15 protein-coding genes and 3 pseudogenes are annotated in these 19473 nt (G+C 46.9%); 12 read left to right on the forward strand and 6 right to left on the reverse strand.

From position 1 onward, the window contains the following. Nucleotides 1-60: 60 nt before the first annotated feature. Nucleotides 61-510 (reverse strand): very short patch repair endonuclease, encoded by a 450-nt coding sequence (locus EBB54_RS24605; RefSeq protein ID WP_125129376.1) that lies wholly within the window; start codon nt 508-510, stop codon nt 61-63. 158 nt (nt 511-668) lie between these two features. Here EBB54_RS24605 and EBB54_RS24610 point away from each other — a divergent pair, with 158 nt between their 5' ends. The 3 genes from EBB54_RS24610 to EBB54_RS24620 are packed head-to-tail and all read left to right on the forward strand — an operon-like array spanning nt 669 to nt 2813. Next, nucleotides 669-878, forward strand: a complete 210-nt coding sequence (locus EBB54_RS24610) for a helix-turn-helix domain-containing protein (protein ID WP_125129377.1) — start codon at nt 669-671, stop codon at nt 876-878. Continuing rightward, nucleotides 878-2086 carry a DNA cytosine methyltransferase gene (locus tag EBB54_RS24615; protein WP_125129378.1) on the forward strand — a complete coding sequence of 403 codons (1209 nt, stop codon included), beginning with the start codon at nt 878-880 and terminating at the stop codon, nt 2084-2086. Before EBB54_RS24610 ends, EBB54_RS24615 begins: the two co-directional genes overlap by 1 nt. After that, nucleotides 2073-2813: a PmeII family type II restriction endonuclease gene (locus tag EBB54_RS24620; protein ID WP_125129379.1), complete on the forward strand. Its 741-nt coding sequence runs from the start codon at nt 2073-2075 to the stop codon at nt 2811-2813. The genes EBB54_RS24615 and EBB54_RS24620 overlap by 14 nt, the downstream gene beginning before the upstream one ends. Nucleotides 2814-2912: 99 nt before the next feature. Here EBB54_RS24620 and EBB54_RS24625 read toward each other — a convergent pair whose 3' ends face one another. Both EBB54_RS24625 and EBB54_RS24630 read right to left on the reverse strand, forming a co-directional pair. Next, the gene (locus tag EBB54_RS24625) at nt 2913-4643 is read right to left on the reverse strand and encodes a [FeFe] hydrogenase, group A (RefSeq protein WP_125129380.1); all 1731 of its coding nucleotides are present in this window, start codon (nt 4641-4643) and stop codon (nt 2913-2915) included. Then, nucleotides 4637-6469: an NAD(P)-binding protein gene (locus tag EBB54_RS24630; RefSeq protein ID WP_125129381.1), complete on the reverse strand. Its 1833-nt coding sequence runs from the start codon at nt 6467-6469 to the stop codon at nt 4637-4639. Before EBB54_RS24630 ends, EBB54_RS24625 begins: the two co-directional genes overlap by 7 nt. 332 nt (nt 6470-6801) lie before the next feature. Between EBB54_RS24630 and EBB54_RS31440 the strand changes: the two are divergent. Continuing rightward, a pseudogene (locus EBB54_RS31440) lies at nt 6802-6996 on the forward strand (SDR family NAD(P)-dependent oxidoreductase); the annotation flags it as partial. A gap of 29 nt (nt 6997-7025) precedes the next feature. On the opposite strand, the gene EBB54_RS24640 reads toward EBB54_RS31440, so the two are convergent. The 3 genes and pseudogenes from EBB54_RS24640 to EBB54_RS24650 form a co-directional block, all read right to left on the reverse strand. Next, nucleotides 7026-8015 (reverse strand): LacI family DNA-binding transcriptional regulator, encoded by a 990-nt coding sequence (locus tag EBB54_RS24640; protein WP_004075632.1) that lies wholly within the window; start codon nt 8013-8015, stop codon nt 7026-7028. Nucleotides 8016-8053: 38 nt separating this feature from the next. Next, on the reverse strand, nt 8054-8512 hold the full coding sequence (locus EBB54_RS24645) for an AAA family ATPase (RefSeq protein ID WP_243127802.1): 459 nt from the start codon (nt 8510-8512) through the stop codon (nt 8054-8056). 84 nt (nt 8513-8596) lie between these two features. Then, nucleotides 8597-9844: pseudogene (locus EBB54_RS24650) on the reverse strand (PD-(D/E)XK nuclease domain-containing protein); the annotation flags it as partial. A 389-nt stretch (nt 9845-10233) separates the two neighbouring features. On the opposite strand from EBB54_RS24650, the gene EBB54_RS24655 reads away from it, so the two are divergent. From EBB54_RS24655 to EBB54_RS24690, 8 genes and pseudogenes are all read left to right on the forward strand, one after another. After that, on the forward strand, nt 10234-11259 hold the full coding sequence (locus EBB54_RS24655; protein ID WP_162307196.1) for a LacI family DNA-binding transcriptional regulator: 1026 nt from the start codon (nt 10234-10236) through the stop codon (nt 11257-11259). A gap of 368 nt (nt 11260-11627) precedes the next feature. Then, complete coding sequence (locus tag EBB54_RS24660) at nt 11628-12998, forward strand: MFS transporter (RefSeq protein WP_125129383.1); 1371 nt, start codon at nt 11628-11630, stop codon at nt 12996-12998. A gap of 68 nt (nt 12999-13066) precedes the next feature. Next, nucleotides 13067-14560: a DUF5605 domain-containing protein gene (locus EBB54_RS24665; RefSeq protein WP_125129384.1), complete on the forward strand. Its 1494-nt coding sequence runs from the start codon at nt 13067-13069 to the stop codon at nt 14558-14560. A 292-nt stretch (nt 14561-14852) separates the two neighbouring features. Further along, nucleotides 14853-15206 (forward strand): annotated as a pseudogene (locus EBB54_RS32335) (DUF4869 domain-containing protein); the annotation flags it as partial. 567 nt (nt 15207-15773) lie between these two features. Next, nucleotides 15774-16319 carry an RNA polymerase sigma factor gene (locus EBB54_RS24675; protein WP_125129386.1) on the forward strand — a complete coding sequence of 182 codons (546 nt, stop codon included), beginning with the start codon at nt 15774-15776 and terminating at the stop codon, nt 16317-16319. Next, nucleotides 16309-17196, forward strand: coding sequence for a hypothetical protein (locus tag EBB54_RS24680; RefSeq protein WP_125129387.1), 888 nt, complete (start codon nt 16309-16311; stop codon nt 17194-17196). Before EBB54_RS24675 ends, EBB54_RS24680 begins: the two co-directional genes overlap by 11 nt. 219 nt (nt 17197-17415) lie before the next feature. Continuing rightward, on the forward strand, nt 17416-18648 hold the full coding sequence (locus EBB54_RS24685) for an AAA family ATPase (protein WP_170178107.1): 1233 nt from the start codon (nt 17416-17418) through the stop codon (nt 18646-18648). Nucleotides 18649-18729: 81 nt separating this feature from the next. Next, nucleotides 18730-19329, forward strand: a complete 600-nt coding sequence (locus EBB54_RS24690) for a hypothetical protein (protein ID WP_205128766.1) — start codon at nt 18730-18732, stop codon at nt 19327-19329. The last annotated feature ends 144 nt before the right edge of the window (nt 19330-19473 follow it).

Here is a 19473-nt window from a genome sequence, read left to right on the forward strand (position 1 = left end):
ACAAATGAACGAGAATATAAGTGGTTTGTATGCAAAGATGCAGTTGATTGAAAATCATTTCTATAAGAAATCGGCTTCGGAAGAATCCGCAAGCTTGATATCCCATATAGATTCTTCGATGGACTGAATGCATTCATCAGTATGTTTTAATATATCCTTTCCCCAGAAATGAATAACAGTGTATCCGAGAAAAAGGAGTTTTTTATCATTTTCCCAGTCTCTGGAACGATTGCGTTCAATTTTCTTTATCCAATAATCAGGATTTTTTCCTTTTTCAAGGCGGAGTTTTAAAACATCCCAATCTTTGCCATGAAAAAATTCGCTGTCACAGAAAATAGCGATTTTGTATTTTGTAAGAACGATATCCGGCGAACCGGGAAGTGCTTTATAGTTTTTGCGGTATCGATACCCTTTATGCCAGAGCGCTTTGCGTAGCTCAAGTTCTATAGAAGTGTCTTTGCTATGGATTTTACTCATGTTTTTGGATACAGTAGCAGCATCACGTGCCATACGAATCACCACCTTTGGGAAATATAAATTATTTTACCAGGAAGGCTGAGAATGTACAAGTACCCGAAAGCAAAAAGCGTGGATTATCTAATTGACGTTGTAAAGCCTATGATTTATACTGGTAAGGTAAAAGTTGATTTGAAAAAGAGGTACCCAAAATGACGATTTCCGAGCAAATTAAGGTGTTATGTGTCCGATCCGATATCAGTGTGGCGGAGCTTGCCCGGCGATTAGGCACAACACCTCAGAATCTAAGTGGAAAAATGAAAAGGGAAAGTTTTACAGTGGCAGAGTTGGAAAATATTGCGAAAGCTGTAAACAGTTCTTTTGAAAGAAAATTCGTATTAGAAAACGGAGAGAAAATTTGATGAATATTAAAAGCAGGCAGAATGATGATAGTATATATGCTGATAATAGGGATGTTATTTCTTTGTTCTCCGGGGCGATGGGGTTAGATATAGGGTTAGGAAAAGCTGGACTGAATATAGTAATAGGACAGGATTTTGATGCTTCTTGTGTAAAAACCATGAGGGAAAATGGACATAAAGTATTAGGCGGTGATATAAGAGAAATTGAGCCGCAGCAACTATTGGAATTGACAGGACTAAATATCGGCGAGCCATTTTTGATTTGCGGGGGGCCGCCGTGCCAGCCTTTTTCTACAGCGGGAAAAAGATTAGGAATCAATGACCCACGGGGAAGTTTGTTTATGGATTTCATCCGTATGATAGATTATATCAGACCTCGTTTTTTTGTTATGGAGAATGTAAAAGGCATTATGTCAGCACCCTTAAAACATGTACCTTTGTCCGAGAGAGATGAAAGTGATCCAGAACAGAAGTTAGGAACAGTATTGGATGTAATATTGGCTGAATTTGATAAATTAGGATATAAAACAGTCTATGGGGTGTTAGATGCTGTAAATTATGGTGTCCCACAGTTTAGAGAACGGTTTGTGTTGATTGGAAGCCGTGATAATGAAGATATATTTCTTCCAATGCCTACGCATTTTCAAATGCACCAAAATAAAGAATACCAATGGCAAGTTGTGAGAAGCGCAATTGGCGATTTGGAATTTACACATGGAGAATGTGCAGCATTAAGTGACGAACGTCTGAAATTTTTGAAGATGATTCCAGAAGGAGGCAATTGGCGGGATTTACCCGAAGATATCATACCCATAGCAATGGGAGGGGCATATAAGTCTGGCGGGGGTAAAGTGGGATTTTATAGGAGGCTATCATATGATGAGCCTTCCCCGACAGTTGTCACGTCTCCAGTTCAGAAAGCAACGATGATGTGCCACCCTACACAAAACAGGCCATTGAGCGTGAAAGAATATGCAAGGATTCAACAGTTCCCGGACGATTGGGTTTTTACAGGAACTACGGCGGCAAAATACAGGCAGATCGGAAATGCTGTACCAATTGGCTTGGCGGAAGCAATAGGAAAAGCAGTTCTATCAGTCGCAGATCAAACATCTTTGGTTCGGACAAAACGGTTTAGAGGGACAAATGTGCATAACAAAATCAGAAATGCAATAGAGTTGGGAGGAAATCTATATGCCGTTAAATAATTCATATGATGAACAGGCAGTAATCCAGGCAATAGCAACGGCTTTGGAAACTTTTTATGGAACATTAATTGAAAAGATAGATGGCTTAAATATACAGAAGGTAATGAAACGGAAAAATCCATATTTGTATCGTGCAAAAGCTATGCAAAGTGCATCAGAAATTGTGGATTCTGTTCTTACTGCGTTTGTGAGTTCCAGTGAAGAAACTATTTTTGGCAACTGTTTTTTTGAACCAATAGCGATAGCTGCCAGTGGCGGGAACAAAGCGTTGGCAGAAGGTATTGACATTATGATTCAAAATAATGAAACAAACACGATTTCTGCAATAGCGGTAAAAAGTGGACCGTCGGTATTTAATGCGGATAGCAAAAAGCGGCAGGAACAGAATTTTACAGCAGCATCTAAGTTGGCAAAGCAGGCGAAAGCAAGGTATGAGGCATATATTGGCTATTGCTATGGAAAGAAGAAAGATTCCGGCAGAGGAAAACCGAAAATGTATCAGGAACTTGCGGGGAAGCGTTTCTGGGCAGAATTGACGGGCGACGAGGAGTTTTACATAAAAATCATAGGATATATGGGAACAATGCCGGAAAAGTATGTCGCTGATTATAAAGAAAGCTACAATCGAGCGGCTAATAGACTGATAAGAGAATTTTCCAATAGTTTTTGTCGAGAAGATGGAAGTATTGACTGGGAAAAACTGGTGGAATTTAATTCGGGAGATTGAAATGGCGATAGAAAAAATCCTAAATTTACGAGTTTGATTTATCGTTTATGACAAAATGGAGCCTTTCAACATGAAAGACTCCGATTCCAAAGTAAGATTTTATAACAATTCGTGGATCGTATGAAGCAGCATATGTGCCTTATGGGAATTTGGATTTCCAAAGAAGCGTTCATACATGGTCCGGACGTCTGGATTTTCGTGTGAAAAGCGCAGCTCTGCCTGCTGATCCAGATCGTAGAGGTTTTTCCCACGCTCAAATGCCCGCTCTTCCCCGTCGTGGATGGGCTGGCCGCCGCCGCCCACGCATCCGCCCGGACAGGCCATCACTTCTACAAAATCATACTGGACTTCCCCACGCAGGATTCTGTCGAGCAGCGAGCGGGTATTGCCAAGACCGCTGACCACGGCGGTCCGGACGGTGATGTCGTCAATCTGGAAATCGGCTTCCTGCACGCCGTTGTTTTGGTTGAAGCCCTGGCTGCGTACTTTTGAAAATGCGTCTGCCGGGGGATTCTTTCCTTTGAGCAGGAAGTAGGCGCTCCGAAGGGCCGCTTCCATCACGCCGCCTGTGGCTCCGAAGATAACGCCTGCTCCGGTGCCTTCCTGCATGGGCCGGTCTCCGGGGATGTCCTCCAAAGTCTTCGGATTGATGTGGGCTGAGCGGATCATTTTCACCAGTTCTCTTGTCGTAATCACCGCGTCCACGTCATGTCCCGCATATTCCTCATAGAACAGCTCCATTTCCCGTTCGGCCTTTTTGGCCACGCAGGGCATTACGGATACGGTGTAAATCCGTTCCGGGGCAACTTTGAGCTGCTCTGCAAAATATGTTTTCATCACCGACCCGAACATCTGCTGGGGGGATTTGGCGGTGGAAAGATATTTTACCAGGCCGGGATACTGGGTCTTGATAAAACGAATCCAGCCGGGGCAGCAGGAGGTGAACATGGGCAGATCTTTCAGCTCCCCGGATGTGAACCGTTTGATAAATTCCGTGCCTTCCTCCATGATTGTCAGGTCTGCGGAAAATGTGGTGTCAAAGGCATAGTCTACGCCCATTTTTTTCAGAGAATCCAGGATTTTTCCGATGGTGGCTTCGCCGCGCGTTAATCCCAGCTGTTCTCCCCATGCGGCACGCACCGCAGGGGCTACCTGGACCGCCACGATCTTGTCGGGATCGGCAATGGCATCCCACACCGTTTCCGTATCGTCCCGTTCACGCAGCGCGCCCACCGGACAATGGGTAATGCACTGGCCGCAGAGGGCGCAGTCCGCCTCCTCGATGCTGCGCAGCCGAGATACGTTGACTGTGGTCCGGGAGCCGGTGCCCTCCACATCCCAGACGCCCAGCCCCTGTACTTTTTCGCAGATCTGCACGCAGCGCATACATTTGATACATTTGGCGGAGTCGCGGATGAGCGGGAACGACTGGTTCCATTTTTGATGTTCCAATGTCTGCTTATAAGGGATCTGTAAAATGTTCAGGTCGTTGGCCGTTTTCTGCAGGCTGCAGTTTCCGCTTCTTGCGCAGGTCACGCACCGGCAGTCGTGCTGGGAGAGGATCAGCTCCACGGTGGTTTTTCTGTGCTTCCGAACCTTGGGGCTGTTGGTGTAAATGACCATGCCGTCCTCTGCCGGGTTGTTGCAGGAGGTGATCAGCTTTTCCTTCCCCTCCAGCTCCACCACGCACACGCGGCAGGCCGCGATCTCATTGATATCTTTCAAATAGCACAGCTTCGGGATATGGATTCCGTTTTGTGCGGCAGCCTCCATGATGGTGGTATTCTCCTGTACCGAAATCTGTTTTCCGTCAATTGTAAGATTTACCATATTTTTTCTCTGCCTCCTTTGAAGATTCCATATCCAAAATGATCGCACCGCAGGCAGCGGGATGCCTCCTGCTTTGCTTCCTGCTCCGTCATGCAGTTTTCCACGCCGTCAAAATCACGAACCCTTTCGCAGGCTTCCCGCTCCGTAAGGTTTACGCGGCCGCAGGGAGTCCGGTCCCGGAGGTTCGCTTCCGGGATTTCCACATCGCAGGAAATCTGGTGATGGAAGCCCAGGTATTCGTCGATATTTGCAGCCACCACCTTTGCGGCCGCGATGGCTTTGATCACGGACGCCGGGCCGCTGGCACAGTCCCCGCCTGCAAAGACGCCGGGCATATGCTCAAATGTTCCCGTATTTCTGGTCACGATCTTGCCCCGTTCTACCGGGATTCCGGCTTCTTCAAAATGCCGGGTTTCAATGTTCTGGCCGATGGCAATGACCAGGATGTCGCAGGGTATGTAAACGTCCGGCTCTCCTGTGGGACGGATGCCTGCCCGCCCGTTCTTGATGGAGCTGACCATCTGGGGCGTCACATAGATTCCCCGGATTTGGTTCTTATCATCAATATCCAGGGATGCGGGCGCTTTCAGGGTCTGCAGCTCGATGCCCTCGGCCACCGCGCCTTCGATCTCGTCGGGAAGCGCCGTCATGTCCGCAGTCCGCCTTCTGTAAACGATGCTGACTTTTTTTGCGCCCAGCCGTTTGGCGGTGCGCACCGCATCCATGGAAACATTCCCGCCGCCGATCACGGCCACTTCTTTTCCGGTCAGATCCATGATTTTGCTGCTGCCCACATCCCGGAGAAATTGAACCGCGGACAGGACGCCTTCTGCGTCTTCCCCTTCCAGCCCCAGCTTTTTGTCCGTGCTCGCCCCGATGGTGATCAGTACGGCGTCATATTCCTCCCGGAGCTGCTGGATGGTGATATCCCGGCCGATCTTCAGGCCGTGCCTGACTTCCACTCCGGTCTTTAATACGGCCTGGATGTCCTGGTCGAGACGGTCTTTGGGAAGCCGGTAATTGGGGATTCCGTAACGAAGCATTCCTCCCAGCTTGGGAAGCATTTCGTAGATCACGGCCTGATGCCCCATGAGCTGTAAATAATAAGCCGCGCTCAATCCGCCCGGGCCGCCGCCCAGGATGGCGATCCGTTTTCCGGTGGAAGGAGCCCGCTCCGGCGGATCGACCTCTCCCGCAAAATCTGCCGCAACCCGTTTCAGGCCGCGGATGCTGACGGAATCATCCATCATATTCCTGCGGCACCTGGCTTCGCAGGGGTGCTCGCAGATAAAACCGCAGGTTGTGGGGAACGGGTTGTCCTTTCGGATCAGCCGGATGGCGTCCGCATACCTTCCCTCGCTCACCAGCGCAATGTACCCGGGAATGTCCACGTGTGCGGGACACAGGGAAACGCAGGGGACGGGCTGGCTGTAGGTGCAGGTGCAGCGGCCGTTTTGGATGTGCTCCACATAGTCGTCGCGGTAGCCGATCAATCCCTTGTAAACCATGTTCGCGGCTTCATAACCGATGGCGCAGTCCGCGGATTCCATAATGGAAAGGGCGGTCTGCTCCATGATTTCCAAAGTCTCCATTGCCGCGTTGCCGTCCAGTACATCCCGGATCAGTTGATTCAGTTGTCCGAGACCGATCCGGCAGGGCGTGCATTTTCCGCAGGTCTGGGCATGGCACAATTCCAGAAATGCCCTGGCCATATCTACCGGGCACAGTCCCGGAGGGCTGGATTCGATTCTTCGCTCCAGATCTTTGTAAAGCTCTTCTATGACAAGCCTTGCTCTCTTGGGCGAAGCGATTTCTAGTCTGCTCATATTACTACTCATCCTTTCTGTTGTGATAAATTATTTTTGTAATAATAAATTATCACACGAAAAATAGTCTGTCAACATTTGTTATTATTAAGACAATGCTGATAAATAATTAACTATAAACTGTCTTTTTCGTGAAATATTTGCCATAATTCGGGAGTTTTTGCGAAAGTGTAAAAAAATGATCTGTAAAAAATGAATAAAGATTGATAAAAATTTATTTTATTGACAAAAATTTTGAAATTTGATATGATCGGTCGCAAGACATCAGGAAACAAAAATGGAATGGAGGTAATTTTATGCAGCATTTACGAAGGATGGAAGACAGAGTGGTTATGCTGACCGGAGGAGGCGGCGGGATCGCCAGAGGGGTGGCCCGTGCATTTGCAGATGAAGGGGCAAGCCTGATCCTGACCGATATTTTCCCGGACGGGATGGAACGGACGAAGCGGGAGCAGGAGGAGGATTATGGGGCAAAGGTGCTCATCCTCCTGGCGGACGGCTCCAAGGAGAATGAGATAAAGGCGGCTGTGGAAGCCGTGCCGCCTTCTGAACGGCCTTATGTGCTTTCGCGTTCTACAATGTCTGACAGCAGCATGATCTTCCGCGGGTTCTGCCGCCCTTCGATGGCGTCGATCAGGATTCTTGCCGCTTCGGATGCCATTTCCGTCATCTTGTTATCCAGTGAGGTGAAACGGGGGCAGCTCAATTCTCCGTAGATGGTATTGTCGATCCCGATGACTGCCATTTCATCCGGAATCCGGACGCCTGCGTCCCAGAAGGCGCGCATCCCGCCTGCAGCAACCAGGTCTTCAGAATAGATCACGCTCTGAATGTCCGGATGCCGGCTTAATAACTGCCGGGTCAGTTCATATCCGCTTTCCCTGGAGGGCTCTCCGCCCAGGATTACCAGGGAGTCTTCGGAACGGCCGCAGCGGAGCATGGCGCGCTTGAACCCTTTGAGCTTTTCATGGCTGCTGGGGGTGTCCAGTTCTCCGATAAACGCGGCATTTCCTTTTCCTTTTTTGACCAGCAGGTCTACGCAGTGCTCCACACCGTCGCATTCGTCTACCAGGACGCAGTATACGTTTGGCAGGTCGAAGCGTCCGTTGGCAAACACCACGGGGATATTTGCAAAATGCTCCCGGATGCCGTTTTCCACCTCCTCATTCTGAAAGACGGAGCCTACCATCAGGACACCGTCCACCCGGCGCTGCTCCAGGATGCGGATGGCTTCGAGCATTTCCCCGGCATGGGAACCGGCGTTCAGGATAATGCCGCAGTAGCCTTTCCCGCGGAGATATTTTTCCACGGCATAGGTCAGGTCGGTGTGGTGCGCGCTTCGGATATCCGCCAGCAGGATGCCGATCAGCCGGGTATTCTTATTGACCAGACCCCGGGCGTTCTCGTCGGGGGTGTAGTTGTGCTCTTTCAGCAGGGCTTTCACTTTTTCCCGCGTGGCTTCCCGGATTCCCGGCTTGTTGTTGATCACGCGTGATACGGTGCTTGCGGATACGCCGGCAAGCTCGGCAATATCGTAGATTGTCATGATGCTCTCCTTGTTATTGAGTTACAGGGTACATCTGGTCATGGTGTGCTCTGTAACCCTGCTGTTCTGTGAAACTGCTCTTTGTCCAGGGGCTGGATGCGTTCGCTTTCTGCCAGGTAAATGTGCTTTTTGTACAGCTCGGCAATGACAGATGCGAGCTGCGCGTATGCGCCGGAAAAGTTCAGCCCGTCCACACTTCGAAAGGACAGAAACAGTGTGGGATATTGATTCATCCATTGCCTGCAGAGCTCTTTATTTTTCATAACAGACAGCCCCTCGAATAAAGCGCGGCTGTTTTTCTGTATGTCAAAAAATTCTGACAGCATACTCATACCAAGTGTTTTTCCGAAACGGCGGGGCCGTGTGATCAATGTAACTTTTGTACTTTGTGTTTTCAATAATTGCTCAATCAGAGAGGACTTATCAATGAAGTAGCTGCCTTTTCTTCTGATCTCGGCAAAGTTAGAGGTCCCGACAGGGATATTTATGGTATTCATAGGCGTTCTCCTTCTGCTGTCATCAGGATAAAACAGGGGCGGTGCGTATATGGGTATGCCACACCCGCATTTTTAATGATCGTGTCACACACTTTCCATACAGTATGATATTCGGCATGTTTTTTTATAACATGCGATACCGTATTTGTGGATCGTCTGCATTCCATCCTGCTTCAGAACCTCGATATACCCGCCCTTTCCAATCTGCTCCATTGCTTTGGAGCAGGCCGGATCATACTGTCCGTTTTCTGCATATTTTACCTCAATTACGCAGCCGACCCTGGCTGCTGGGATTTCCAGCCGAATATCTGTGTAGCCTATACCGGATTCCGCATTCGACTTGATACTCCAACTGCCTTCCGCGCGCAATAGTCCAAGCAGCATTCCGTGATAAAAGCAGACACTTGGGTTCTGTTTTTTGGAACCCTTAGTGATCGCTTTCCCTGTGGGCAAGTTTTCTTTCATTTCCTTCTTCACATAAGTATCCCGGATGCTGATAGAATCGGACATAAATTCATTAAATAATCTCTGCACTTCCTTATATTCTCCGGTTTTTACCGCATCGCAGAAAGCCTTCCACCGGGTTGTATCACTTACGATCTTTACTTTAAACCAGGAGCGAATCCGCTTTTCATAGATCCCCAGCACTTCCCGATTCGGAATTATAAGCTTGTGAACTCCGTTTTCCGGCAGTTCGGCATCGGTCAGATATCCTGCCGCAAGCAGCACGCTCCACAGATAGGTCTGGCGCACCTCCTGATCTTCGCTGTCCAGATCCGTATAGGTCAGCTCAGGGACCAGAACTTTTTCCACAGACTCACCGGAAATCAGGGCTTCGATCTCACTTTTTGTTGTTTCCGTTGCGGTTTCGAGGATGTTCTGTACGATTGCGTTGCTGCTGCTGTTTTCCCAGTGGGCTTCCATAGGGGCATTGGCACGTGCCCGAAGTTTATCACATTGGTTAATGACATCCCATGGGCAGTACACGTCTGTATTTCCAAAACGATATCCGTCATACCATTCCTTAATTTGTGCGAAAGAAGCTTCCAGTCCATAGTAACACAGCATATCCTTTACTTCATCATCAGTAAAACCGAAATATTCCGCAAAGTCTACGTCGGAAATGGCTCGCACCTTAAAATTATTCAGCCCTGTAAATATACTCTCCCTGGCGATTCGAAGGCATCCTGTAATGACGGCAAAATACAGATTCCCATTTGTCTTAAACACCTGGCTGAACAGGGAGCGGATTAGATTGACCATCTCCGGGTAATAGCCGTATTGGTAAGCTTTATCCAGAGGAACGTCGTACTCGTCGATTAAAACGATCACGGATAAAGCCTGTTTTGTCTACATAGTAGAAACCATCCCTCTGAAAATCTTTAAAAAATTCAATTCCGATGGGGAGTTTTTTCTTCAATTCCATGCTGGCTTCACCTCCAAAGCAATTCTGTTTCTGCTGGGATACCCAAAGTGCATTTTACTATAACTATGCTTATTTTATAAAGTATAACAACTCCGGGCAGATGATTCAATAGTAATCTTTCATTTGGAAATTGCCGGCTGTTTATAATTTAAACGAAACAGAGTTGAAACCTTCGGCCGTTTTTACTATAATGAAACATATTTATAGACAGTTGTTCAGGCAGAGTTTTCGTATTCGGAGTTTCATATGCGTGAATCGTTCATGCATGTTTCCGAAAAGAACAGAGGTGTTGATTGTGAAGATAAAAATGGCAGATGTGGCGAGGTATCTTGGAATATCGAAGGCAACGGTATCCCTGGCTGTCAACGGCAAGCCGGGGGTGAACGAGCAGACAAGGCAGAGGATACTCCAGTGCATTGAGGAAATGGAAAAAAATGAGGGAGCCATGCCGGAGAAGGCAGCGCCGGAACCGGCGCGGGCCTTCCGGATCATAAAGGTTGTGATCATCAATCATAGAAAGCAGGTGGTCTGCGATCCGGAGCTGGATCTCTGGTCGGAGGTGCTCAGCACGTTTGACTCGGAGGCCCGGAAGAGGGGGTATCTGTACGGGCTCACATATTTAAACGAAACGGACGGCAACCTCCAGGATATCATAGAGGAGTGCAACCTGGATATGGTGGCAGGCGTGATCCTGTTCGGGACGGAGATGAACGCGGCGGATCATGAGATCATCCGCCGGATCTGCAAGCCTCTGGTTATCTATGATTACGAGATGCCGGACGGCTCCTATAGTTCGGTCTGCATCGACAATGCAAGGGCCGTGGAAATGGGGCTGGAGCTTTTGAAAACGGCCGGGGCCTCGGATATCCGTTATTTCGGAACAGGAAAGGACATTTATAATTTTCAGAAACGCAGGGAGGCATTCCGGAACACCCTGCTCAAATGGGAGGAATTTCCGAAGAAGGATGCTCTGGTTCTGCTGGGAAATTCGGTGGGCGAGATCACGGAGCGGGCCGCGGAGCATCTAAGTTCCCATAAGGTGCCGGACGGGATTATTACGGAAAATTATCAGGTATCGATCGGCGTACTGACAGCCCTGCGGAAGCTGGGAATCCGGGTGCCGAAAGAACTAAAGCTTGTAGGGATCGACGAGGTGCCGGAGTATGCCGTGCCGGATGTCAGGCTGACCCAGGTGAAGATCCCCCATGTAGAGCGGGCGGCAGTAGCCATGAGCCTGCTGGATCGGGAAATAAGGGGAGAGTGGGCTACCTGCATCCGGGTATTTGCCGTGCCGGAATTGCTTCCGGGGAAGAGTGTATAAACGTATTCCCAAGGGCACCCCATTATGGCCATTCGGCCGTTTCACAAGGTATACCCAAGGGCATCCCATTATGGCCATACGGCTGTTTCATAATGTATGCTTCGTGTCCATTCTGCGGTCTGTAAAATCGGCTTTTAAACATAATTAAACGAAAAATGTTTAAAAGCTGATTTATTTTTGTAATATTATCATAAAATAAACGAAACTTTATTATAAAATACGCTGAAAAGTTTAAAAATAAACAAAAGTGGTTGAAAAATAAGTTTAAAACAAATATAATATGTTTATAAAGTTTAGCCGGTTAAACAAATAAAATTTTGAACAGTCATTAGCAACAGCAGAAGAAGGAAAGAGAAAGGATAAAACAGATGAAAACAAATTTAAATGCCTATGAAGGCGAGAATCGTTCTCTTCATATGAAAGAGCGGATTGGCTATGGTGTCGGTGATTTTGCCAACAATATGATGTACACCCCGGTAAACTCATTTTTCACCTATTTCCTGACAAATGTGGCAGGTCTTGGTGCGGGAGTTGTGGGAACTCTGCTTCTAGCTTCCCGTTTGATGGACGGCGTCAGTGACCTGATTGTGGGAACTTTTATGGAAAAGATCCACAGCAGGCATGGAAAAGCACGTCCCTGGCTTCTCTGGTGGTGCATCCCCTTTGCTGTTTCACTGGTACTGATGTTCAGCGCCCCCGATTTTGGGACGACGGGAAAGATTGTATATGCTTTTTTGACCTACAATCTGGCAGTCACGATCGTGTATACGGCTATCAATCTTCCATTCGGTTCCCTGGCGGCATTGATGACCAAGAACCAGACGGAACGGGGCTATCTGAACATTTCCAAGATGATCTTTGCCTTTGGGGGCGGTATGGTGGTCAATGCGGCGACCCTCCCGCTGGTTGCTTTTTTCGGAAATGATTCCGCCGCGTGGCAGAAAACATTTCTGGTATACGGCGCGGCAGCGATCGTACTTTTCCTGGTCGTGTTCTTCACAACGAAAGAAGCAGTGACGGAGACAGCCGAGGAAAACGGCAAGGTGGAAAAGGTCAGCATCAGAGATGCGCTGCTGAGCCTGCTGAAAAATAAATACTGGATTCAGCTTCTGGCAATCTTCTTTTTGAACAGTACGGTCAATGCATTTATCGGTGTCAATGTATATTACGCGCAGTATATCATGGATGATACTACGCTGGTAGGAACCCTGTCATTGTTCCAGAATATCGCTTCCTTCGTGGCATTTGCGGCCTGCACAATGATTATCCGCAAGGTGGGCAAGCAGCGGATTGCCGTCGGCGGCGTGGCAATTTCCTTCATCGGATATGCGATGGTATTGCTGAATCCTACCAGCTATGCGATCTTGTATACGGCCGCTGTAGTCAAAGGGATCGGAAATGCGGCTCTGTCCGGCGTCATGTATGGTATGCTGGCAGATACGGTGGAATACAACGACTGGCATTCCGGCATCCGGGCGGAGGGCCTGGTATTCAGCGCCAATTCCATCGGACAGAAGGTTGGCTCCGGTATCGGCTCCGCCGTACTTGGCTGGGTGCTTGCGGCATTCGGATTTGTGAGCTCCTCGGTATCCCAGCCGGCATCCGCAATCAGCGGGATTCGGGTGATCTTCCTGTACGTTCCGCTGGCAGTATTTGCGGCAATGTTTGTAATCCTGCTATTCTATAAATTGGATAAGGAATATGACGGAATCGTGAAAGATCTGGAAAAACGCGGATGATCTGCCGGATTGCAGACGCGCAGTCGGAAAAATTTTCAGCAGAATTTATATTAAAGGAGACAGAGAACATGACAGAGCAATATAAAATTTTTGAAGAAAATCTGACAGGAACCGCCCAGGGCAATCCCTATACGGATATTTGGCTGAAGGCTGCATTTAAAAATGATTCGGAAACAGTCGAAGTGAATGGTTTTTACTGCGGGGACGGCAATTACAGAGTGCGCTTTATGCCTGCAGAGCCGGGTACATGGACGGCAGTCACGCGATCCAATGATCCCATGCTGAACGGCCGCAGGCTGGTCTGTGAATGTACTCCTGCGTCGGAGGGCAATCACGGCCGGGTTCTGCGGAAAGATGAGGTGTATCCCCAGAGTGCCTGTACAGAGGAAGACCGGTTTCACTTTTCATACGAGGACGGCTCCAGGTTCCAGCCCTTCGGCACGACCTGCTATGCATGGATCAACCAGCCCGGGGATATCCAGGAGCAGACGCTGGAAACGCTGAAAAGCTCCTGCTTTAACAAAGTGCGGATGTGTATTTTCCCGAAGTTTTACACGTACAACACTGCCGATCCGGAATTTTATGCCTTTGAAGGCAATGAAGCGGAAGGCTTCGATCATACCCGGTTTAACCCGGTTTTCTGGGACAATCTGGAGAAACGGATCAGGCAGCTTGACGAGCTGGGAATTGAAGCGGATCTCATTCTGCTGCACCCCTATGACAAATGGGGATTTGCGAAAATGGACCGGGAGACGGATGTGTTTTACCTGAAATACGCGGTGGACCGGCTGTGCCATTTTAAGAATGTATGGTGGGCGCTGGCAAATGAGTTTGACCTGCTTCCCTGGAAATCCGTGGAGGACTGGGAACTGTACGCGCGGACCGTTATGTGCAGGGATTCATACGGCCATCTGCGTTCTATCCACAACTGTGTGAAGCTTTACGACCATACCCGGCCGTGGATCACCCATGTGAGTATTCAGAGGATTGATGTCTACAAGACGGCGGAAGCGGTGAGCGAGTGGCGTCAGGAATATCAGAAGCCTGTTGTGGTGGATGAATGTGCTTATGAGGGAAACATTAATTTCGGCTGGGGAAATATCACGGGCGAGGAAATGACCCGGCGGTTTTGGGAGGGATGTATCCGGGGCGGATACCTGTCCCACGGCGAGGTTTATGTACAGCATGAGCAGATCTGGTGGTCCCACGGCGGAAAGCTGCACGGCACCTGCCCGGAGCGGATCGCGTTCTTAAAGGGAATCATGGAGGATGTGCCGGAAGGGGCCGCGCCCTTGAAGCTGACGCCGGAAAACCATGAGGCCAACTGGGATGTGCCGTGCCTGTGCAGGGAAGAAGACCACTCCTACTATCTGTATTATTTCGGATTTTTCCAGCCGGCATTCCGTACCTATGAGCTGCCGGAGGGCTGCAGCTACGAGATTGAACTGATCGATACCTGGGACATGACCGTGGAAAAGCTGCCGGGAACCTATGCGGGAAGCGTGCGGATTGAGCTGCCCCAGAAGCAGTATATGGCAGTGCGGATGAGGAAAGTTTGTTAAGGAGATAATGTGCCGGTACCGGGGATATCCAGGAGCAGACGCTGGAAACTCTGAAAAGTGTCTGCTTTAACAAAGTACGGATGTATTTTACCTGAAATTCGTGGAGGACTGGAAGCTGTACGCGGCAGACTGTTGTGTGCGGGGGTTCCATAGGAATAAGGTGGAAGGATGGGATACAGACATTTCCTCGACTCTGCGTATTCTTTTCATGCACATTGAAATTATATGCATTATAGAGTAATATATATTTTAAGAAGAAACGGTTTTGCAGAGCTTGGGAACAGGAGGACATATGCTGAAAATTATTTTTGGAGATATCGAAAATTCTATATACCATCCGCCAACATATTTTGACAACCAATATGAGGATGAGTGGATCACAGATCCCTTGTCCGTAGAAATGGTAAGGGATATTGATAAATCCGAGGTGATCAGTGCGCATCTGATCGAAAGCCCGGTGCTGGGGCCCATTTCCCCGAAAGAGATATCCGGTGGGGTAAAGACTCTGATCCTGATGATGTTTGATGATACGGGGAAAATTTTTAACGCGTCGTCCTGCGGGGATAACTGTGCAAAATGGATCGTGGAGATTGGAAAAAGGAAGGATCTGACGATTAATCTGCACCATGTATTGGATTTCAGTTCAGGGGTGGAGGTACAGTGTGAGAAGAAATGCCGCGTACTGGAGGAGCTTGACTGGAAGCTGGTATTGCAGAACCTGCATGATCAGATTATTTTTCTGGACGAGGATAACCTGTTTCTGAAAACAACAGATTTTGCGGGGATGGTAAAGGAATCAGATAACTATTTTGTGATCATTACCAGAGAAGATTTAGCGAATCTGCCATATTCCGTGGAGGAAGTTTACGGAATACACACGGCCGGGAAGTACCATGATATGAAGCAGGTCTATAATAAATTTTACCATATATATGGAGAAAATCATATTTGAATAGAAATTTCAGGCGGCTTTGGCCGCATTCACGCGATATTGTTCACACCCTTTGAGTGCTCTAGCAACATTCACGCACCAGATGGATCGTCCCCTCCTCCTCTCAGGTCACACCGAGGAGAAGGGGGCTTTTTTCTTGTTCCCGAAAATAAAAAGAAGGAATATGAAACTTTTTTCTATATACATTGGTACATATTTATATGAAAGGACATTATGCAATGCATGGCCGTATGGCCATTTTATCAGGAAGGAGGGCACGGAATGGATGATTCGAAAACAATGGAACTGTTAAGAAAAAGAGAACAAAAAGCATTGGAAGAAATCATAAAAAAGTATAATCCGTATGTTTCGATAATCGTATATAAAATTTTGTGCGGATATTCGGCGGAAATAGATATGCAGGGGGTAGTCAACGAGATTTTTTTCCGGATGTGGGAAAATGCGGACAAGCTCGATATACAGAATTATACGGATCTAAAACCTTATCTGGGAGCGATTGCGAGAAATACCGCGATCAATGAAAAAAATAGAATCGTACAGAATCTGCCTTTGGATGAACATATTTTAGGCGAGATGAATGATTCCTTTTCACAGATTGAAAAAAGCCAGATTCTTCAATCCGCCATGGCGCAGTTAAGTAAAAAAAATCAGATTTTACTGTTGAAATATTATTTCCAGGGTAAAAAAATAAAAGAAATCGCAGAAGAAGAAAACATGCCCCTGTCAACTGTCAAAATCAATTTAAAAAGAAGCAGGAGCAAATTGAAAAAAATTTTAGAGGAGGAGGGATTTATCTATGAAGATTAGTTTTTACGAGCTTTTTGATCTCATGGCTGAAGACGCATTGGAACTGCTGTCAGAGGATATGGCAGAGAGTACTGCATCCCCTGAGGATACGGAAGATACTACAGACAGAGACGGCACATTCTTTTCGGCAGAGACTACAATAAACGGTGTTTTGAAAATGATAAGCCAGAAAGAAAGCCCTCACGTCCTGAAAAAGAAAAAAGCAAAATTCAGGCTGTTATTGGCTGCTGTAATAGGAGCCGGATTGTCTGCCGCCGTTGCGCTTGCGGATCAGCCTATTATCATAGACGGTATTTTCCAGAAAGCCGGGGCGGAAGAAATCAATGACAGCAACCGGGATTATGTGGGAAAGCGTTTGATGGCCCCCGATGTGACAGTCAAAAGTCTGGAGGAATTTCGCAAGGAACAGGCATCCAGACTAAATAAACAAATAAAACCGGAAATACAGTATGAGATACCCGGCTTAATCAAAAGCATAGAATCGGAAGAGCATCTCCCATATGCAATGGATCTCTTTGAAGCGGAGAAGGAGGATGGGTATTACACGACTCCGGAAGTGATATTTACGCATAACGCGATGGTGATTTTCACAAAAGAGGGGAATAAAGGTTGGAAATTAAAAAAGGGGCAGACACTTCATTTTGAAGCGGAGGAGTACCCCTTCGAACAAAGCTGGGGACGGGGTCAGCCTATCATATATACGTATATTCTGGATGGAAAATTGATGAATAAGGATTATGATTTTGACGGTCTCAGCAATGAATTGCTTCAGAAATATGATCTCCAGGTCAAAAAGGATGGGGAATATTATCTGTGCCTGCTTGGGGTGCACAGCGATTCTACCTCGATAAAGAAAGGGCGGCTGTATGTGGACTGAATACAAAAACTACAGCAGCAATTTGAATATCTGTATTGAATGAAGAACAAAAAATATGAACATTTTTGTTGATTGATTAAGACGCGAAACGATGCTATGATGATTATACAAAAAGATTAAATACGGAATTACGAGGAAATGCTATATGCAATACCTTGTGAAAGAAAGCGGATGGCCATAAGGGAATACACTTGGGCAAATTTGAGAATGGAGAGAAATATGGGTAAAATAGAAGGAATAAAAATTCAGAATTATGGAGTTTTAAAAGATATTGTACTTGGAAAGACAAGAACGAATCAGAGAGCCAGGGCGCTTGGAAATCTGGTTGCTGTGATCGGGCAGAGCGGGAATGGAAAAAGCACTCTGGCGGATGCTTTTGGATTCATAGCAGACTGTTTGGAAGTAGGAGTGGAGGCGGCCTGCGACGCGAATAACCGGGGAGGATTTGAAAGACTGATCACACAGGGAGCCGCAGAACCGATTCTATTTGAACTATACTACCGGGAATCAAGCAAAACACGCCCGATTACGTATGAACTGGAAATCGATTTAGATAAAACTGGCCGCCCTTATGTCAAAAGGGAGAGACTTCGCCAGCGGGTAGAAAAGCATGGATGTCCGAGAACTTTTATGTATCTGCAGGAGGGGGCGGGATATGCGTTTGAGGGAAACGATGACGGAGGCCAGGATGATGACGGCAGCATCACCGGAAAAAAAGTAGAGGTACAGCTTTCAGATATTCGGCGTCTTGGAATTGTTACTTTGGGAGCCATGAAGCAGTACGACCGGATCGAAAAATTCCTGAATTTTTTGAAAAGCTGGTATCTTTGTTATTTTTCACCTGATGCGGCAAGAAGGCTGCAGAATGCGGCGCCGCAGGCATATTTAGACAGGATCGGAAGCAACATCAACAATGTTGCGCAGTATATGTATCGGGAAAATAAGAGAGAATTTGAGAAAATTTTACATGAAATTCAATCCAAACTTCCTGGAATTGAAAAGATAGAGCCGCAGAAATTTGAAAATGGCCAAATGATGCTTCGCTTTTATGAAAAAGGTTTTGAACGTCCGTTCTATTCTCAGAGAATGTCTGACGGGACCTTGAAGCTTTTTGCCTATTATTTGCTGCTGCATGAAAAAAATCCGCGGCAGCTCGTATTTATAGAAGAGCCGGAGAATGGTTTATATCACCATTATCTGGGCGAGCTTGCGGAAGAAATGAAAAACAATGTTGGAAATGGTTTTTCAAAGCAATTATTTATTACAACCCACAGCCCGTTTTTTGTAAATGCTTTGGGGCCGGATGATGTATGGGTTTTGACAAAGAACAATGACGGCTGCTCAGAGATAAGACGGGCCTCAGACTATGTGTTTGTCAGAGAATTGGCAGAAGAAGGAGTAGCGGTTGGTGACATGTGGTACAGCAAATATTTTGAAAGCACGGAGGAATAGATGTTTTTTCAGTTTCTTATAGAGGACAGATCCACAAATATATTAGTGGATCATGTAATGCAAAAGTTAACAAAGCAGCATATGGAAAAAGAAATTGTCTGGAATGTAAAGCATTTTGGCGGAATTGGGCATTTGAGCAAAAAAGGAAGCGTATTGGAGAGGAAGACAGGGAAACTATTGAATGACCTCCCAATGTTTCTGAGGGCATTTGGCAAGGTACTGCAGAGCATGGAAGACTCTGCGTTGATCATTGTGTTAGATAATGATCAAAGGGATGTGCGGAAGTTCAGACAGGAGCTGGAGAATACGGCGATTTCAAATATCGTATTGTGCGATTATGTGTTCTGTGTGGCGGTTAAAGAGATGGAAGCCTGGCTCTTAGGTGATCCCGGAGCAATCAGGGAAGCATACCCTGATGCAAAAATACAGTTTTTGAAAAGATATGAGCAGGATGGTATTTGCGATACGTGGGAGGTATTGGCAGATATTGTGTATCCTCATGGTTATCAAAAACTTAAAAAGAAGGCCGGCGGAAACTATACAGAGATCGGAAAGGCGAAATGTGAATGGGCTGATAAAATCGGAAAGTGCTTACATTTATATGAAAACAGATCTCCCAGCTATCAATACTTTATCAGAGAATTAGAAAACAGATTGATTCCCGACTGCCCCCAATTATAAATAAGAAACAAGCCGTATTTCACACTCACAAAAACAAAAAGTATGGGAGATCAATTTGAAAATAGGTATTGTCAACGTCTATAGAAAAGTGTATAATTTCAAAAGAAATCATCAATAAACATAAATGTTTTTTTGGAGAGAGGT

Origin of the sequence: Schaedlerella arabinosiphila (assembly GCF_003885045.1) — a bacterium.
Taxonomy (GTDB): Bacteria; Bacillota; Clostridia; order Lachnospirales; family Lachnospiraceae; genus Schaedlerella; species Schaedlerella arabinosiphila.

What these genes read in the sequence shown, in the direction of transcription:
- EBB54_RS24685 (WP_170178107.1), top strand. Translation starts at nt 17,416, where the DNA reads ATGGGTAAAATAGAAGGAATAAAAATTCAGAATTATGGAGTTTTAAAA.
- EBB54_RS24610 (WP_125129377.1), top strand. Translation starts at nt 669, where the DNA reads ATGACGATTTCCGAGCAAATTAAGGTGTTATGTGTCCGATCCGATATC.
- EBB54_RS24640 (WP_004075632.1), bottom strand. Translation starts at nt 8,015, where the DNA reads ATGACAATCTACGATATTGCCGAGCTTGCCGGCGTATCCGCAAGCACC.
- EBB54_RS24690 (WP_205128766.1), top strand. Translation starts at nt 18,730, where the DNA reads ATGGAAAAAGAAATTGTCTGGAATGTAAAGCATTTTGGCGGAATTGGG.
- EBB54_RS24615 (WP_125129378.1), top strand. Translation starts at nt 878, where the DNA reads ATGAATATTAAAAGCAGGCAGAATGATGATAGTATATATGCTGATAAT.
- EBB54_RS24665 (WP_125129384.1), top strand. Translation starts at nt 13,067, where the DNA reads ATGACAGAGCAATATAAAATTTTTGAAGAAAATCTGACAGGAACCGCC.
- EBB54_RS24660 (WP_125129383.1), top strand. Translation starts at nt 11,628, where the DNA reads ATGAAAACAAATTTAAATGCCTATGAAGGCGAGAATCGTTCTCTTCAT.
- EBB54_RS24605 (WP_125129376.1), bottom strand. Translation starts at nt 510, where the DNA reads ATGGCACGTGATGCTGCTACTGTATCCAAAAACATGAGTAAAATCCAT.
- EBB54_RS24630 (WP_125129381.1), bottom strand. Translation starts at nt 6,469, where the DNA reads ATGAGCAGACTAGAAATCGCTTCGCCCAAGAGAGCAAGGCTTGTCATA.
- EBB54_RS24675 (WP_125129386.1), top strand. Translation starts at nt 15,774, where the DNA reads ATGGATGATTCGAAAACAATGGAACTGTTAAGAAAAAGAGAACAAAAA.
- EBB54_RS24620 (WP_125129379.1), top strand. Translation starts at nt 2,073, where the DNA reads ATGCCGTTAAATAATTCATATGATGAACAGGCAGTAATCCAGGCAATA.
- EBB54_RS24645 (WP_243127802.1), bottom strand. Translation starts at nt 8,512, where the DNA reads ATGAATACCATAAATATCCCTGTCGGGACCTCTAACTTTGCCGAGATC.
- EBB54_RS24625 (WP_125129380.1), bottom strand. Translation starts at nt 4,643, where the DNA reads ATGGTAAATCTTACAATTGACGGAAAACAGATTTCGGTACAGGAGAAT.
- EBB54_RS24680 (WP_125129387.1), top strand. Translation starts at nt 16,309, where the DNA reads ATGAAGATTAGTTTTTACGAGCTTTTTGATCTCATGGCTGAAGACGCA.